The sequence below is a fragment of the Candidatus Nanosynbacter sp. TM7-008 genome (assembly GCF_022828245.2).
Lineage (GTDB): Bacteria > Patescibacteriota > Saccharimonadia > Saccharimonadales > Saccharimonadaceae > Nanosynbacter.
Genome location: NZ_CP157587.1, coordinates 229,081 through 245,655 on the forward strand (window position 1 = coordinate 229,081; position 16,575 = coordinate 245,655).

The 16,575-nt window shown below is 44.4% G+C and carries 17 protein-coding genes; all 17 read left to right on the forward strand.

The genetic code is table 11. The features are described from left to right. The first annotated feature begins 41 nt into the window (after positions 1-41). Complete coding sequence (locus LRM48_RS01215) at positions 42-659, forward strand: SAP domain-containing protein (protein ID WP_146555028.1); 618 nt, start codon at positions 42-44, stop codon at positions 657-659. Between the two features lie 129 nt (positions 660-788). Further along, on the forward strand, positions 789-1,259 hold the full coding sequence (locus tag LRM48_RS01220; RefSeq protein ID WP_243812509.1) for an NUDIX hydrolase: 471 nt from the start codon (positions 789-791) through the stop codon (positions 1,257-1,259). A gap of 94 nt (positions 1,260-1,353) precedes the next feature. After that, entirely contained in the window at positions 1,354-1,848 is a 495-nt protein-coding gene (locus LRM48_RS01225; protein ID WP_426303690.1) for a hypothetical protein, read from the forward strand. 24 nt (positions 1,849-1,872) lie between these two features. Then, the gene (locus tag LRM48_RS01230) at positions 1,873-2,541 is read left to right on the forward strand and encodes an SDR family NAD(P)-dependent oxidoreductase (RefSeq protein WP_243812507.1); all 669 of its coding nucleotides are present in this window, start codon (positions 1,873-1,875) and stop codon (positions 2,539-2,541) included. Between the two features lie 26 nt (positions 2,542-2,567). Further along, positions 2,568-3,584 (forward strand): gluconeogenesis factor YvcK family protein, encoded by a 1,017-nt coding sequence (locus LRM48_RS01235; RefSeq protein ID WP_243812506.1) that lies wholly within the window; start codon positions 2,568-2,570, stop codon positions 3,582-3,584. 48 nt (positions 3,585-3,632) lie between these two features. Next, the gene (locus LRM48_RS01240) at positions 3,633-5,276 is read left to right on the forward strand and encodes a hypothetical protein (RefSeq protein ID WP_243812505.1); all 1,644 of its coding nucleotides are present in this window, start codon (positions 3,633-3,635) and stop codon (positions 5,274-5,276) included. Positions 5,277-5,303: 27 nt separating this feature from the next. Continuing rightward, positions 5,304-5,729 carry a ribonuclease H family protein gene (locus LRM48_RS01245; protein WP_129743803.1) on the forward strand — a complete coding sequence of 142 codons (426 nt, stop codon included), beginning with the start codon at positions 5,304-5,306 and terminating at the stop codon, positions 5,727-5,729. A gap of 39 nt (positions 5,730-5,768) precedes the next feature. Further along, on the forward strand, positions 5,769-6,746 hold the full coding sequence (locus LRM48_RS01250) for a Kiwa anti-phage protein KwaB-like domain-containing protein (RefSeq protein WP_129743804.1): 978 nt from the start codon (positions 5,769-5,771) through the stop codon (positions 6,744-6,746). A gap of 1 nt (position 6,747) precedes the next feature. Beyond that, positions 6,748-8,001 carry an ATP-dependent DNA helicase gene (locus LRM48_RS01255; protein ID WP_243812504.1) on the forward strand — a complete coding sequence of 418 codons (1,254 nt, stop codon included), beginning with the start codon at positions 6,748-6,750 and terminating at the stop codon, positions 7,999-8,001. A gap of 217 nt (positions 8,002-8,218) precedes the next feature. Next, complete coding sequence (locus tag LRM48_RS01260; RefSeq protein WP_146428578.1) at positions 8,219-8,587, forward strand: division/cell wall cluster transcriptional repressor MraZ; 369 nt, start codon at positions 8,219-8,221, stop codon at positions 8,585-8,587. A 291-nt stretch (positions 8,588-8,878) separates the two neighbouring features. Continuing rightward, a complete protein-coding gene (gene rsmH / locus LRM48_RS01265) occupies positions 8,879-9,799 on the forward strand; it encodes a 16S rRNA (cytosine(1402)-N(4))-methyltransferase RsmH (RefSeq protein WP_243812503.1) in 921 nt (306 codons plus the stop codon). Positions 9,800-9,996: 197 nt separating this feature from the next. After that, positions 9,997-10,338 (forward strand): hypothetical protein, encoded by a 342-nt coding sequence (locus LRM48_RS01270; protein WP_129634729.1) that lies wholly within the window; start codon positions 9,997-9,999, stop codon positions 10,336-10,338. A 21-nt stretch (positions 10,339-10,359) separates the two neighbouring features. After that, entirely contained in the window at positions 10,360-12,105 is a 1,746-nt protein-coding gene (locus tag LRM48_RS01275) for a peptidoglycan D,D-transpeptidase FtsI family protein (RefSeq protein WP_243812502.1), read from the forward strand. 2 nt (positions 12,106-12,107) lie between these two features. Next, entirely contained in the window at positions 12,108-13,145 is a 1,038-nt protein-coding gene (mraY, locus tag LRM48_RS01280) for a phospho-N-acetylmuramoyl-pentapeptide-transferase (protein ID WP_243812501.1), read from the forward strand. A 55-nt stretch (positions 13,146-13,200) separates the two neighbouring features. Next, positions 13,201-14,430, forward strand: coding sequence for an FtsW/RodA/SpoVE family cell cycle protein (locus LRM48_RS01285; RefSeq protein ID WP_243812500.1), 1,230 nt, complete (start codon positions 13,201-13,203; stop codon positions 14,428-14,430). Continuing rightward, complete coding sequence (locus LRM48_RS01290) at positions 14,363-15,526, forward strand: UDP-N-acetylglucosamine--N-acetylmuramyl-(pentapeptide) pyrophosphoryl-undecaprenol N-acetylglucosamine transferase (RefSeq protein ID WP_243812499.1); 1,164 nt, start codon at positions 14,363-14,365, stop codon at positions 15,524-15,526. The genes LRM48_RS01285 and LRM48_RS01290 overlap by 68 nt, the downstream gene beginning before the upstream one ends. Next, positions 15,523-16,437 (forward strand): cell division protein FtsQ/DivIB, encoded by a 915-nt coding sequence (locus tag LRM48_RS01295; RefSeq protein ID WP_243812498.1) that lies wholly within the window; start codon positions 15,523-15,525, stop codon positions 16,435-16,437. Before LRM48_RS01290 ends, LRM48_RS01295 begins: the two co-directional genes overlap by 4 nt. Positions 16,438-16,575: the final 138 nt, after the last annotated feature.

Sequence of the window (16,575 nt, forward strand, 5' to 3'; positions counted from 1 at the left end):
TGGACGTGAAAAAAGCAAATTGGTTTTGAGGAGATAAAAGATTGACAAAAAGTAGACCTGAGTTTGATAAAATCACATCGTTTGATGAGTTTAATCAATACTATTGGTATCGTGAAGAACTTTCACAGATATGCAGGTCGCTAGCATTAGAACATAGAGGTACAAAACAAGAACTTAATTATATTATTGAGCAGTACTTTAAGGGTAATTTAATTAAAAAATCATCAATAAAAAACGAAACAAAGCAAGTTGAAAATATTACTCTATATATGCCATTACTTGAATGTGGGTTTTCCTTTAATACAAAATTTAGAGAATATTTCTCTGCCGTAACAGGTATTGCACCTTTTAAATTTACTGCTGATATGGCTACTGCTTGGAGAAAAGTAAAAAGTGAAAATGATTTGAGTTTTACGATTCAAGATATGCTGAAAGTTTATTATGGAAAATCGGATTATGCTAAATATGATAATTCGGTTTGTCAATGGAATCAATTTTTAAAGGATTTCTGTGCAGACGAAAATAGTCGCAACTATTCGAATAAGTTAAAAGTAGCTGCTATTCTTTGGAAAGAAGTTAGAGATTCAAGAAATGAAAAAATTTATTCAAAGAATCTTTTGACTGAATATGCAGGAAAAATAAAAGAGTATCACAATTAGGTAATTTAGGTAATTCCTAACTTATTAACACTCAATGAGTAGTTAGTAAATGGATATTGGAAAGACAGAGTATACTGTAGGTGAAATGGTATTAGCTATCTAGCGCTCGGGTGTAGTATAATGACTTTCATGACAAAAATCACCAACGGACGTATCATTACACAGAATTTAGATGGAACGGACCATCTGGATTGTCTGTATCGTGTTTCCATAAAAGCCTTGATTTATAACGATGCTGGGCAGATTTTGGTTGTCAAAGAAGATGGGCGGCCGTGTTGGGATTTGCCGGGCGGTGGTATGGATTATGGCGAAACTTTTGAGTCGGCTTTGAAGCGGGAATTGTATGAAGAAGTTGGCTATAAGGGCAATCTTCGCTATCAGCTTTTTGACGCGTCGGACGAGATTTATATTGAGCGAATTGATGCTAATCAAATTTGTTTTTCCTGTCGTGTGTGGACGGAAAATTTTGATTTTTCAGCGGGCGTTGATGCGGACGAAGTGATGTTTATTGATCCTGAAGAGTTGCGGCTCCAAGAGAGCGAGTCGGGCGCGCCGCTTCGATATAACGTGCATTTGAAGTGGCAGAAATTGTGTGATTGACTTTTTCCATAAAATAGTATAGAATATCAGGCATGGAAAAAAGTACAGGCGGCGTGTCTTTTGATTGATATAGCTAATGTACAAGGTTTTGCGTATGAAGAAAACTGATAATTACAGCGCCAGAGTTGAAATCGAGAATATTGTCGGTGACCCCAGTAAAGTCGATGAGAATTCGTTATTTACACTATTGACCAGATTGGCTATTAAAAAAGGTCGGATTTTTGACATGGGCATAATATTGGCTAGTCGTGATGATAAATATTCGGGACACGATGGATTAGCGGAGAAGCGTCTCCCTAGCCGGTCCACATCCATACAATCGCCATCTCAGTTTCCGTATGATAGGATTGAGTTGCGAAGCTGGCGAGATAAGCTGGGTGTGCAGTCTTTCGGCAGAATGAAAGGGGATTTCGACAAGGATGCCTATTTTTCTTCAGATAATGCGGAATATCTCATGAGGCGAGTGGCTGCCGTGGCTGTTGGGCTTTGTTTGGAAACGCCTTTGCAGGAGCTGGATTCTGTCAAGGAATTTTCGGCCGAGGAACTGGCAGAAGCGTGGCCGAGGCTTAGATACGGAATTTACATTTAATATTGTCATTGCTATAATAACCATATGCATATTATTCTTGGTGGGACGAGTGGGCTCGGTTTGGAAATGGCGAAGCAGCTGCGAGAACGTGGTGAGCGAGTGCTGGTGCTAGGTAAAACTTATGATCCGCAGAAGCACGGTGAGGGCTTTCCTCTGGATGTTTATTATTCGGATCAAGTGGAGTCGGCGTCGGCGCGAATTGAGCAGATTTTGAACGGTGATGATATTGATCAATTTGTGTGGGCGGCTGGATATGGTTGGCGCGGCAATTTTGAAGATCAGCCGAGTGTTCGCAGTATGGCGGAAGTTAATTTTTCGGGCGCGTTGCCGCTGGTTCAATGGGCTTGGCGTAAGATGTCAACGCAGAATCGCAAGTCTGTACTGACGATTATTGGGTCGACAAGTAGCGTTAAAGCGCGCTCAGATGAAGCTGTGTATGTTGCGACGAAGCACGCTCAAGCGGGTTTGGCGCGAAGTTTGGGGATGCAGGCAGATGAGCAAAAACTTCCAGTTAGAGTTGCGCTATTTTTGCCCGGCGCTATGAAAACTCCGTTTTGGAATGGGCGCGATCTTCCGGCTGACTATATGTTTTTCAACGATCCTGCGAAAATTGCCACGCACATTATCAACGCGATTGATTGCCAACAGCAGCCATTCTTGGAATGGGCGTTGCCAAAAGGTACGTTGGTTTAGGCTTTCCAAGGTGCTATAATTCAAGCATGACAGATAGTTCGAATAATGATTATTTTGGGGTAAAAGTTGTAGTTATTGGCGGCGGAACGGGAAGTTTCACGCTGCTCTCTGGATTGAAAAAATATACACACAGCATCACGGCGTTGGTCAATATGGTCGACGATGGCGGCTCAACTGGCGTGTTGCGCGATGAATTGGGCGTGTTACCAGCGGGCGACGTCAGGCAATGCTTGGTGGCGCTAAGTACTTCGCCGAAAGTTCGCGATTTGTTCAATTATCGGTTCGGCGAGGGCAGTATGAAGGGTCACGCGTTCGGCAATTTATTCATGGCGGCACTGGAAAAAATGACAGGAAGTTTTGCCGATGCAGTGGAATTGGCTAGCGAAGTTTTGGGCGTCAATGGTCGAGTTTATCCGATTACTTTGGACGATACAACAATGTCGATTAAGCTGAAAGACGGCACGGTTGTTGACGGTCAGCACGCGGCTGAGTCGCTAAAGATTCCGCGCGGCGAGCGTCCGTGGCTAGAGCTTAAACCGCCAGCTACGATTAACCCGCGAGCTCGTCAAGCGATTTTGGATGCCGATTTGGTGGTGATTGCGCCGGGTCTTTTATATGGCAGTTTGGCTCCAGCGTTATTGGTTCGAGGCGTTACTCGTGCGCTTGCTGAAACGAAGGCGAAGAAAGTCTATGTTTGCAATTTGGTCACCAAGCCAACGCAGACTGATGGATTTACCGTGGCGGATTTTGCGGATGAAATTGAGCGATTTTCAGGGGTGAATATGGATTATGTGCTTTACAATAACCATCGCCCGCCAGAGGAATTGATAAAGAAATATGCTCACGACGGCGAATATTTGGTCGAGTGGGATAAGGAATTGCTGAAGAAAAAGCATTATTACGCGTCGGGCAAGCGTTTGATTGCTGATGACGTGTGGGTCAATACGAACTCCAACAGCGATCCATTGGCGGCTCAGCGTAGCTTGATTCGTCACGATGCCGACAGGGTGGCGCGCGAATTGATGCGGATTTATTTTGCGTAGATTCCAGGGCTTGATAATTTCCCATTACTATGATATAATGCAAGGGTTGTGTCAAGTGAAAATTGTATTTTGAACGAAAAAGAGATTATACCTGCAGAAGAGGTTTTTCATGAATCATGCCGTAAGGTTTTAGACGGCTATATTAGTTGTACTGAAGGTGAGCGCGAAGATTTTAAGGATCATGCTTACCGAGTGTATAAGATCGTAAAAGCATATACGAGTGATGATTTACCGCCAGAGGCAGCTTCGTTGTCATTGATTCACGACGTTGCTGATAGGATGTTTAATAAAAAGAGCACAAAATATAACGATGCGTGGGCTAGGAATGCCGCAGATGCACTTTATGGCTTCATGGATGATGAAAAGATTAGCCATGATCAGTTGGAATATTCCGCAAGTTTACTGGCTGATATGGCTAAAATTGAACAAAGCGCGGCGTACTATCGTAAGTTGATGGCTGAAATTGCTGAAGAAGAGTCTAATGAAGATTATCGAGAGATATACCCCTTGGTTGCCGAGCGACATACGGGCAAGGTTTCTCCTAAGCAGTGGGCGATTGCTCAGCCACTTCTAGACCTTGATCATATGAGATTAGAGATGGATAAGGTTAATATCGAGGCGTTTATAATAAAAGGCGCTGAGATAATGGATAATTTGCAATATCCGTCGTCAAAGAGGGAATCTGCAGTTTTACAGGATGTATTGGAAGCTGAGTCATTCTATGCTCCAATTCTTGAGGCGATGGGATATGAGGCTTTTTCTGCAGAACTACGTAGTGTGGCTAAAGTAAGACGACTAATTGGTCAAGGTAAGGAAGACCTTGTTAAAAGTGCTAAAGGGATACAAGACAAGGTTCTACAGGTCGGCATAGAAAAAATTACAGACAAGATATTTGGCGTGAATGACGGTACTATCAATTACGCTATTCGTAAAGATGAGGATTCCGGTGAATATTCTACTCATATGGGGGAATTTGCGGCTGACACCAAATATGGCAATATGGTTGCTGGAAACTGGCGTATTAAAACTGTAGGATCGCTTGCGGATAAACTTAAGGGTGGCGACGGAATTATGGATATTGTCGGTATGATGGTGATATCTAGAGATCGTGAAACGACAGCTTGTGATTTTGCGCATTTTATTGCCGACAGGTTGAAAGAATTTAGGTCGGCGTGTGCTCGAAACAAAAACAAACCTATATATATTCAGGGAACTAAAGAGTATGTTGATATTGTGGAACGTAATCTTCGCGAATTGGGCGTTAGTTCGGATGAGTATTTGGTAAAAATTGATACCGATGAAAAATGTGAAAAACGTGGATATTCTATCTATGAAATATCTAAAGTAACATTTGTCGTGGATGTTGATGGTGTTGAGATTCCAGTTGAAATACAGTTTATTACAAAAGACGAGCGACGCCGTGCGCGTACAGGCGAAGTATCTCATATTGCTTATAAATACCTACAGTCTCAGGGTTTTGGTAAGGATAATCTAGAGGAAGAGACGACTCGTCAACGTGTTGAGAGAATAAAGATAGTCAGTCTTGCAGAAGAGGTCTTAGGCGCGCTATACAAACGGCGCTACGACATGAAAAATAGTAAAAACACTGGTGATCTTGGGCTTAATCCGAAATCTCTGTCTAATGAAGATAAGTTTATTGAGAGCTTAATTGATTTACGAGCTGATAATTAACAACTTGCGCGTGATATAATCATACTAATGACGACTTACTATACTGACGGCTCTGCTTCGCCAAATCCCGGTCCGGGTGGGTTTGCGGTTATTCGTGATCTTCAGCCTTATATTTTGGGGTCAGAAGATGGCGACACCACCAATATTCGCATGGAGGGCAAAGCTTTAATTGCGGCATTAAAAGACGCTAATGGTGCGCCGTGTGTGATTTATTCTGATAGTGAATTTTGGATTAACGTGGTTACCAAGTGGGCGCCGGGCTGGGAAAAACGCGGTTGGACGAAGAAGAGTGGCGAGATTAAAAATCTGGACATTGTGCGTGAATTGTACGAACTATATTCGAATTCTCAGGCGGATTTACGTTGGGTGCGCGGTCATGAGGGCGACGAAGGAAACGAATTGGCTGACGAATGGGCTAATCGGGCGCGTGAAGGCGAGAGATTGGCTAAATAACTGCTAGCGACATCTGATAAAAATTGCTATACTAGAAAAATGGAAGAAGTGAGGGAAACGACTGATATTTTTTTGTGGGCAAATCAAAATGACGCAAAAAAGAATGATTTACAGATAGAGCTGTTCTTATTTAGCAAAAATTACACGCCATATTTTATGCCGATAAAAGGCGATGTTGAGCAGCAGCTCAGACCGTTGTTTTTGTTTGATTATATCAATCAGGTCAATTTGGGTGCGGGTACTGGATTGAGCGTTCGTGATTATGAATTGAGCGAATCAGAAGATAATGTTTTATTGAGGACTGACCTGGAAAAGGTTGGGCGAGCTGAAACACTGATTCATTTGATTGAGCATGAACGTCACGACATTGTGGAGTTTTCGGAAACTGAGCACGAATTCAAGCGCATGAAGGGAATTGTGGCACGATTTACCGATCCAAATAACCCTGACGCGACATTCTATACAGTTAAGCTAATCCAGCAAGGTCAGACGCTGAAGAGCGCGTTGGCTTGGGAATTTTCTGATGGCAAATTTGGTTCATTTAATGCGGAAGTTGGTTTTAAGGTTCCGGATGATAATCAAGTTTTGATTGTCGGTAAAGATATTTTTGCGTTTAATCCTGGAAAATTTGAGCGAATGTTTGGCTATGAATATAAAAAGCAGGTGATTGCTGATAAAAAAGTAGCGGAAATTGAGAAGGAATATAAGCTAAGTTTTCCAGAGGGAATGGATCTTAATGCGCTAGTGAAGGAGCGAAAAAAGACGATTAATAAATTGCAGAAATTGGAAATCGGCGCGGTTAAGCAGGAAGATGTTTTGGACTATGCTGATGAGATGCAGTTGGAATTGATGAGCGATGATAACGGCGCGATTATTATCATGGACGGCAATGATTTGGATATGTTCGTAAATCTCATCAACGAGGATTATATCGAGAGTAAAATCACGGGTAAGCGTTACGAAATTAAGTCGAAGAAGCTGCTCGGCGAGCCAGAAGGCGAACCGCCACGAGGCTAAAATGGATCAAGAATTAGCGCTGGCTATTTTACTGAGCGGTCGGTCGGCGTTGCTGACTGGTGCGGCTGGAACGGGCAAAACTTACCTGTTGAATACTTTTATTGCGCAGGCGCGAAAACGGGGTAAAAAGGTGTCGGTAACAGCGACAACTGGTCTGGCGGCTACGCATCTTGGCGGCAATACGATTCACAGCTGGAGTGGTATTGGCGTGAGTGATCATTTGCCGAACAATTTTTTTGAACGATTGTCAAAAACGCGGCGTGATGTGATTTCTAAAACTGACGTGCTGATTATTGACGAGATTTCAATGCTTCACGATTTTCGGCTGGATATGATTGATAAAGTTTTAAGAACCGTCAGGGAAAATGATCGGCCATTTGGTGGCATTCAGTTGGTGATGAGCGGCGACTTTTTCCAATTGCCGCCAGTGAATCGTCCGAACGAGCAGGGCGGCGGTTTTGTGGTTTATTCTGATGCTTGGCAAGAACTTCAGCCGGCGGTTTTATATTTGGAGCGACAATATCGTCAGAATGATGAGCAGCTTTTGGAGATTCTGACCGCTCTAAGAACTGGCGATGTTAGGCGACGTCACGTCGAGGCGTTGTTGGCGCGCACGGAAATTGAGCCGCCAGATGGCGACATTACAGAGCTGCACACCGTAAACGTCGATGTTGATGATATCAATATTCAAAAATTGGCGGAATTACCAGGAGAAGAGCGATCGTATCAGCAAACGACGACGGGCTCGAAAATTTATGTAGAGAATCTGCAAAGGTCGGTTCTGGCTCCAGAAAATCTGGTGATTAAGCTGGGCGCGTTGGTGATGGCGGTTAAAAATTCGCCACAAAAATTATATGCCAATGGTAGCATTGGAACGGTAGTTGATTTTGAGCCGTTGACGGAATATCCGGTTGTTGAGTTTCGAGACGGTCGTCGGGTGACGATGGTACCGGATGTTTGGGAATTGCGGGACGGAGAGCGCAAACGAGCGAGTATTTCTCAGGTTCCGCTGCGTTTGGCGTGGGCTATAACGGTTCACAAAAGTCAGGGAATGACGCTGGATGTGGCTAAGATTGACCTGAGGAAGGCGTTTGTTGAGGGTATGGGTTATGTGGCTTTGAGTCGCGTGCGAGATTTGGACAACTTATATCTATACGGAATTAACCGTAGGGCGCTGGAAGTTTCTCCTGACGCGCTGGCAATTGATGAGGTCTTGAGGCGGGCGAGTAGAGAGTCTGTTGAGAGATATAAATAGCGTAGACTTACATCAACTCAACACTAGGCTTTTCCACAAAAATGTGGAAAAGTTTTTATTTGATGCAAAAATGGGTAAAAAGTCATAAAAAGGGCTTGCAAGTGGGTAGCTGTGGGTAGTATAGTGGAGTCAGTGGAACGAAAGTTGATGGAAAATCACCAACAAAAACAAACATCCACTGTAAAAAACAACTAATCTACCACGAAGGAAGGACGACGTGCAGACAGATTACTTTGAGCGCAAGTTGGACGACAAGCGACGCTTGACAATTCCGGCTGAGCTCAGGGCAGAATTTGCATCAGGCGTCGTGCTAACTCGCGGGTTTGGTAAATATCTCCACTTATATCCACAGCAAATCTGGGATCGGGAAGTGGAAAGCGCTCTAACGGGAAGTATTCTGGATGAGCGAGTTGCCGACCTGAACGTTAAATTCCGACGAGGTAAAACCGCATCGGCGCTCGACCAAAAACAAGGACGAGTGACGATTGAGCAGCATTTGCTCGACTACGCTGGAATTGACAGAGAAGTCGTTGCTGTGCGAGCAGGGGAATATTTTCGGCTAATAGCGGCCGAGAGTGCAGAATAGTAGATTAGCTAAGCACTTTAACAATTAAAACCTCTCGAGATCAACTATCTGGGTATTTGAAAATGGCATGTGGCAATTTGCTCCACATTAAAAAAGGCAACGCACCTTCCTCAAACACCTCCCAAAAAAACTCCACCTCACACATAAGTCTCTTTGGAAAACATGGTTGTTACTGACAATCAACAAATTTCCACTCTAAGACAACAAAAACAAACAAAACACAAATACAAAAAAGCCAGAATTAAATATCCAGTTAGGTGATCTCGAGCATTATTTCTGTATAATGGAATAATGATGAGTATTAAAGAACATCCACCACAGTCGGAAGAACTCCAAGCGAGCGAACCGATCCATGTTCCCGTACTTTTGGAGATAACCCTTAGCAAGCTGCAGCCAGTCGAAGGCGAGTCGTATCTCGACTTGACGGCTGGCTATGGCGGCCATGCCAGGGCATTCTTAAATAGGACGGATAATTACTTGAACTCAGTGTTAGTAGATCGCGACGAAAACGCGATTAAAACATTGGGCGATTTGGCTGAAAAAGGCGTAACTTTAATTCACAAAGATTTTGTGAGCGCGGCGCAAGATTTAGTCAAGCAGGGACGTAAGTTTGACGTGATTTTGGCTGATTTGGGGGTGTCGTCACCGCAGCTTGACAGAGCAGAGAGAGGTTTTTCGTTCAGATTTGACGGTCCGCTAGATATGCGGATGGACAATCGGACGGAAATTACAGCGGCAGATATTGTCAATTCGTATTCGGTTGATGATTTGACGCAACTGATTATTCGTTACGGCGAAGAAAATCCCGGGCGAGCAAGGCGAATTGCACAGGCAATTGTAAAAGCTCGACCAATTCAGGGAACGACTGAGCTGGCTGATCTGATCAAGCAAACCGTTGGTCGCGGTAGCATGAAGCATCATCCTGCGACTCGTACCTTTCAGGCGCTACGCATTGAAGTCAATCGCGAACTTAAGCTGATTGAAGAACTATTGCCACTTTTGCCACGCTTACTTAATAAGGACGGGCGAGTAGGAATAATTAGTTTTCATAGCTTGGAAGACAGATTGATCAAGCGTTACTTTTCGGAGCAAGCGGCGGCTGGCTATGAGGCTGAGCTGATTGTTCCAGAGAAAAAACCGGTGTCTGGAACTGAAGATGTTCACAATCCGCGTAGTCGAAGTGCAAAATTTCGATACGCCGTGAAAAAATAAAACAAAAAAGAAGGAGGCACAATATGCCAATCCACATCAAAGTAGAATTCCAGAATACAGACAAGGCAGAGACTGTTTCAGTACGCCGCGGCTAAACTAAAGCGTATTCCGGAATATATAGAAAAACCAGCCTGTCTTTAACGGGCGGGCTGGTTTGTTATGCTAAATACAAATATAAACATAAAAGATAGAGACAAATGACAAACACCACCACATTTACTTCACGACGTTCACACGGTCAATTGCGCCGAAATCAGAATTCTACACGTTTTCAGTCTCAGGTCAAACTTGGTCCTGTTGCTCATACAGTGCTAGTTGCATTGATGATTACAGTACTGGGCTTGATTTATCTTACTCAGGCAACCAGGCTCACGGCTTACGGCTATGAAGCTCAGAGTCTGGATACAAAAATCACCGAACTAAGCGCAAAAAAGTCAGAATTGGAAGTGCAGAATGCGCGTCTGACGGCGTTAGAGAAGGTGAAGAATAGCAATGTCGCTTCAGCTATGACGACAACTGAAACGCATTACGCTCAATAGTGATATAATAAGATAAGCAATATGCAGCGGCTTATTCGTTCAAGAACTGGTTGGTTAGCCATCGCTTTACTAGTAGTGATGGCAGCTTTTGTGTTGCGATTATTTCAATTGCAGATTTTGCAATATGGCAAATATACGGAATTAGCGCGGGCGAGTCAGCAGCGTCAATTTATCATTCCTGCAGAGCGCGGGAAAATTTACATGATGGACGGTAAAACGCCAGTTCCTGTGGTGCTTAATCGGGCGGTCTATACGGTGATTGCGGACCCGCAGTCGATTGACGATAAAGAGCGGAGCCAGCTTGTTGATAGTTTGAGGGAAATTGCTGGTGGTGAAATGACGGAAAATGTATCTGAACGGCTCAATAATAAAAAGTCGCGCTATGAAGTTTTAGCGAAAAATATCACCAGAACTCAAGCGGAAAAATTGAAAAAGAAAAACTTTGCGGGTGTGTTGTATCAGCAAAGTTCTATTCGAAATTATCCTGAGGGCGAACTGGGCGCGCACGTGCTTGGATTTGTGAATGCGGCTGGCGAAGGTCAATATGGCATCGAAGGCTCTTTGAATAAGCAGCTTAAGGGTCGGGACGGGCTATTGCAATCTGTAACTGACGTAAGGAATATACCTTTGACGGTTGGAAAAAATAATATGCGAATCGAGGCGAAATCTGGTGACAATTTAGCGCTGACGGTGGATAGGAATATCCAGAATCAGACTGAATTGGCATTGAAAAAAGGAGTCGAAGCAGCTGGCGCCACTGAGGGAAGTGTGATTGTTATGAATCCGAAAAACGGTCAAGTTCTGGCAATGGCGAATTATCCGACTTATAATCCAGCGGATTTTGCCAAGCAGAAAAACGGGTCGGTGTTTGTGGATAGCGCGTCGATGGTGCCGTTTGAGCCGGGTTCGATTATCAAGTCCTTTAGTTTCGCTACGGCAATTGACAAGGGTGTTATTACTCCGTCCAGCACGTATAATAATACCGATTGTATTAAAGTCGCTGACCGCACGATGTGTAATGCCTTGAGAGGTTTGGGCGGCACGATGACGATTCAAGGTGCGTTTAACAATTCGCTCAACGTCGGTACGATTACCGCGATTCGAAAATTAGGAAATGGTTCGCAGATTAATTTGCCGGCTCGCCAGACTTTGTACGAATATTATCACGATAAATTTGGCTTTGGCACCAAAACCGGAATTGAGCTGGGCGAGGCTTCGGGCTATATTTATCCGCCAGATAGCGCTGAGGGAAATGAGGTTCGCTATTCGGCTATGACCTACGGGCAAAGTATGAACTTGACTATGGTTCAAGTCGCGGCTGGATTTTCGTCGCTAGTTAACGAAGGCCAATATTACAGGCCAACCATTCTCGTCGGCACAATTGACGAATCTGGCAATCTGAAATCGTCGGAAAATAAAGCCATTCGCCAAACTGTAAGCGGCGGTACGTCATCACAGATGCGAACGATGCTAACGACAGCGCGCCGATCTTCATTCCTATCAAAGAGTGACAAATCTGGCTATGAAATTGGCGGAAAAACTGGTACTTCTGAAGCGGTGGTTAATGGCGCTTACACTCAGAAGGAGACGATTGCTACATATATTGGTTATGGCGGTGGAAAAAATGGCGCCGAATATGTCATAATGGTACGTGTAGCGGCTCCAGGCAAGGGGATTAATTTGCAAGGAAATCTTCACGCTGGACCAATTTTTACAGATATATCCAACTGGATGATTGATTATATGAAAATAGCACCAAAGGAATAAATATGGGAATAGCTTTACAAACAATGACCAATGAATTGACGCACGTGTTTTTACTGAGCGTCGGCGCGTTTTTACTAGCGATGTTTTTAACGCCAATTTATACGTTTTTCGCTTATCGATATCGCTTCTGGAAGCGCCAAAGGTCGGAAAGTACTGATGGGAAAAAGCTAAAGGTTTTTGCCAAATTCCAAGCGGCAAAATTGCGGCGAAACATTCCGACGATGGCTGGAGTAATTGGCGTAATTTCAATCTTTGTGGTGACGATTTTCTTCAATTTAGACCGAGCGCAGACCTGGCTTCCTCTGGCAGCGTTGGTTGGTGGCGGAATTGTCGGGCTGATTGACGATATCATCAATCTGCGTGGTTTGGGTGGCGGCGCCGCTGGGCTTCGTAGTCCAGTGAAGTTTGCGCTGATCACGTTGATTGGCGTGGTGCTTGGTTGGTTTTTCTTTGCCAAACTGGGCGTGGCGAGTTTCCACGTACCGTTTGTGGGTGAAGTGAATATTGGATGGTTGATAGTTCCATTGTTTGCATTTGCAGTGGTGGCTACCGGTAACGCTGTTAATATTTCTGACGGAATGGACGGGCTGGCAGGCGGGCTGCTTGGTATTAGCTTTGGAGCATTTGGCGTGATTGCTTTATTGCAGCAACATGTTATATTGGCGGGATTTTGCTTTACGGTTGTCGGAGTGCTCTTGAGCTATTTGTGGTTCAATATTTACCCAGCTCGATTCTTCATGGGTGACGTTGGAAGTTTTGCTTACGGCGCGTGTTTGGGCGTTGTGGCAATGCTGACCGACTCTTTGCTTTTACTTCCTGTGATTGGTCTGCTATTTGTAATTGAGGCGGGATCAAGCTTGGCTCAAATCGTCAGCAAGAAGCTGTTTAAGAGAAAGATTTTCTTATCTGCGCCGATTCATCATCACTTGGAGGCGATTGGTTGGCCAGAAACTAAAGTGACGATGCGCTTCTGGGTTATTGGCTGCGTGATGGCGTTTATTGGTGTGATGCTGGCGCTCGCTGGAGGTCATATTGCGTAATTCGGTCGCCAAAAGTCGTCAATCTATCGCTCAGCCGGTTAGAAGTCACCGGCCGATGTACCAGATTGTGCTTTATATGGGGCTTTTGCTACTACTTGGGCTGATTGTTATGTATGCGCTGGGGCCGCAACGCGCCAACGTGATGAATTATGCTTACGGCACGAGTTATAGCGATACGTATTTCTTTGGCAAGCAGCTGACGAGTGTGTTTATTGCTATAGTAGCTTTTTCTGCGTTTTACTTTACGCCGTACAAATGGATTACCGGCGAGAGATCAAAATACATTCTTTACGCTGGATTTGCGCTATGTATTTTACTATTTCTCTCGGGCGCAGTTCTTCATTTGTCATTTGCACAGGAAACTAACGGTGCGTATCGATGGTTCCAATTGGGCGTACTGGGAAGCTTCCAGCCGTCGGAATTGCTCAAATATGGCGTACTATTGTTTTTGGCGGGATTTTTAGGGCGGCGCTCGCAACAGGGAAAATTGAACGACATCCAAGAAACTATCATTCCGCTGGGCATTATTTCCGGATTATCGCTGCTGATGATTGTGTTTTTGCAAAAAGACCTGGGAACGGGAATTTCGTTGATAGCGATTATTTTATCAATGATTTTGGTGGCTGGAATTGATTGGAAGATTTTCAAGAAGATTCTGGCGATTGTTGCACTTTGTGGTTTGGTGATGATTTTTACGTCGCCACACCGAATTGAGCGCGTGATGACTTTCGTGCAAGGCGATAGTCACAAAGGGACGAGTAGTCAGGAGAACAAGAATTATCACATTCAGCAGGCCAGAATTGCGATTGGCTCTGGCGGGCTTCTGGGGCTTGGAATTGGCAAAAGCGTTCAGGCGACAGGATATCTTCCAGAGGCGACTAACGATTCAATTTTTGCTGTCATGGGAGAAACGTTTGGCTTTGTCGGTTTAATGGCTATATTGGCGCTATTTACGGCGTTGCTACTATCAATTTTGCATGTAGCCGCGAGGCTTCCAAACGTAACGTTGCGGCTAATTGTGGCGGGAATTTTTGGCTGGATTGCTTCTCACGTGATACTGAATATCGCCGCAATGACAGGATTAGCGCCACTTACTGGAATCCCATTGCCGTTATTAAGTTATGGCGGTACAAGCATGTTATTTATCGCGGCAGCGCTAGGTTTAGTTTTTCAAATTTCCAAATATACGTCACATAAAGCATTAGAGGAGGGTGAAAGTGGCCAAGATCTTAGCGGTCGGCGGCGGCTCAGGCGGACACGTTACGCCAGTGGTAGCCGTATTTAGAGAATTACAGAAAACTGGTGATCACGAGCTTCGTTTTTGGTGCGATAAAAAATTTGGCGCCAGCGCACGCGGGATTTTTGCTAAGTTCGATGAAAATATTCCGGTCGATTTGATTATTGCTGGAAAATTACGCCGATATCACGGAAAAAGCATCTCGTTTCATCTACATCCGTCAATTTTATTCCCAAATTTGCGCGACGGTTTTAAGGTGATGATTGGGTTTTTCCAGAGTTTGTTTAAGCTTATGAGATGGCGTCCAGATGTTATTTTCATTAAGGGCGGGTATGTTTGTCTGCCAGTTGGCTATGCGGCTCGGCTATTAAGAATCCCGTTGGTTTTGCATGATTCTGACGCGCATCCAGGTTTGACGAATCGCTTGCTGAGTCCTTTCGCAAAAGCTATCGGCACGGGCGCGCCGCTTGAATATTACAATTATCCACCAGAAAAAGCTTCATATGTTGGTATTCCAGTTGCGCCAGAATTCCATCCATATTCTGAGGCCGAGAGGAGAGAATTGAAGGAAAAATTGGGCTTTAATGTCAATAAGCCGCTAGTTGTTATTACTGGCGGTGGACTCGGGGCCGGGCGAATTAATTCCGCGATTGTAGCAATTAGGGAAAACCTGCTTTCTGAGGCTTCGGTATTTTTGATATCGGGAAATCAGCAATATGAAGAAATTCTCAAGCAAACCGACGAGCGAGAAGGCTGGCGGCTGCAGGCGTTTGTTCACAACGGAATGGCGGAAGTTTTGGCGGCGGCAGATATAGTCGTGACCAGGGCAGGGGCGACCACTCTTTTGGAATTGGCGGCGCTACATAAACCGACAATCATCATCCCTAACGGCCATTTGACAGGCGGGCATCAATTGAAAAACGCTAAAGTTTACCAGGACGCATTAGCGGCGTTGATAGTTTCTGAAGACGAGTTGGATAAGGACAATCAAATCTTGGCACGAAAAATAATTGGCGTATTAAAATCTCAGAAAATTCTTAAAGGTCTGGGTGATAACTTCGGTAAATTTGCCAAGCCAAACGCAGCTAAAGATATGGCGAAGATTATTCTTACTACGGTGCGAAGGCAGGGTAGGCGAAAGTGAAATTCCCCTTCTCTAAGAAAAAATCGGACGAGAATCTAAGCCGTCGAGAAATCGCGGCGCGTCGTCGGACTGAGAATTATGAGGATTTGCCCGCCCAATCGTATCGTCGGAACAGGACGCTTAATAGCCGCCAAACATCCTCTCCTTTGGAGACTTCTGAGAGACTTGAGACGCACGAATTGGTGAAGAAACGCCGCAGTGTACTGCGAAAAATGCTTGCGACTGCGGTAAGTCTGCTTATTGTGACATTTCTTTTGTTTCAATTGACAATCAATATTTCAGTCCAAACTCCCGACGCAAAAAGTTCCAGTAACGCTAATAAATACGTGGGCGTTCTTAATGAGTATTACAGCGCTCATCCAGCGGAGAGGTTCCGGTTTTTCCTCAATAATAATGACCTAAAGCAGTTCTTTTTACAGAAAGCTCCTGAGGTAAAAAACATTCGCGTGGAGGGAGATTTTCTAGCGCGATCAGCTATTAAATTGACGTTTAGGCAGCCGGTGGCTCAGTGGTCTTCTGGGGATAAGATTTATTTTGTTGATGATAGCGGTGTTACTTTTGAGCAAAATTATTTTGCCGCACCTACGGTTGCTGTTCGTGATGAGAGTGGCCTGCCAACTAGAGGTGGTCAAGAAGTTATCAATCGTCAATTCTTGAGCTTCCTTGGTCAAGCCGTGTCTGAATTTTCGCAACACAAAATGAATGTTTCAGAGGTTATTCTGCCGGCTAATACCGTACGCCAAGTTTGGTTTAGGGTCGAGGGCAGGGAGACTCAGATTCGTATGACGGTAGATAGGTCTGCTCAGGCTCAGGTTAATCAGGCGATAGTTACTTTGAGCTATTTGGATAACAATGGCGCGAAGCCAGGGCATATAGACGTCAGAGTGGATCAGAGGTCGTTCTATAAGTAGGGCGGTCAACTTCTCTTCTGGATAGAGTAAGTTCTCTTTTTGTTCTATTTCTGTATGGAGCGGAAAATATATATAACAATATAAAAATATGCAAAAGTCAAATAATCACAAAATGATAAGCTAGGGGAGTAGGGTAAT

Excerpts from the sequence above, each read along its gene's own strand:
- LRM48_RS01220 (WP_243812509.1), top strand. The coding sequence starts at position 789 with ATGACAAAAATCACCAACGGACGTATCATTACACAGAATTTAGATGGA.
- LRM48_RS01225 (WP_426303690.1), top strand. The coding sequence starts at position 1,354 with ATGAAGAAAACTGATAATTACAGCGCCAGAGTTGAAATCGAGAATATT.
- LRM48_RS01230 (WP_243812507.1), top strand. The coding sequence starts at position 1,873 with ATGCATATTATTCTTGGTGGGACGAGTGGGCTCGGTTTGGAAATGGCG.
- LRM48_RS01235 (WP_243812506.1), top strand. The coding sequence starts at position 2,568 with ATGACAGATAGTTCGAATAATGATTATTTTGGGGTAAAAGTTGTAGTT.
- LRM48_RS01245 (WP_129743803.1), top strand. The coding sequence starts at position 5,304 with ATGACGACTTACTATACTGACGGCTCTGCTTCGCCAAATCCCGGTCCG.
- LRM48_RS01250 (WP_129743804.1), top strand. The coding sequence starts at position 5,769 with ATGGAAGAAGTGAGGGAAACGACTGATATTTTTTTGTGGGCAAATCAA.
- LRM48_RS01255 (WP_243812504.1), top strand. The coding sequence starts at position 6,748 with ATGGATCAAGAATTAGCGCTGGCTATTTTACTGAGCGGTCGGTCGGCG.
- rsmH (WP_243812503.1), top strand. The coding sequence starts at position 8,879 with ATGATGAGTATTAAAGAACATCCACCACAGTCGGAAGAACTCCAAGCG.
- LRM48_RS01270 (WP_129634729.1), top strand. The coding sequence starts at position 9,997 with ATGACAAACACCACCACATTTACTTCACGACGTTCACACGGTCAATTG.
- LRM48_RS01275 (WP_243812502.1), top strand. The coding sequence starts at position 10,360 with ATGCAGCGGCTTATTCGTTCAAGAACTGGTTGGTTAGCCATCGCTTTA.
- mraY (WP_243812501.1), top strand. The coding sequence starts at position 12,108 with ATGGGAATAGCTTTACAAACAATGACCAATGAATTGACGCACGTGTTT.
- LRM48_RS01285 (WP_243812500.1), top strand. The coding sequence starts at position 13,201 with ATGTACCAGATTGTGCTTTATATGGGGCTTTTGCTACTACTTGGGCTG.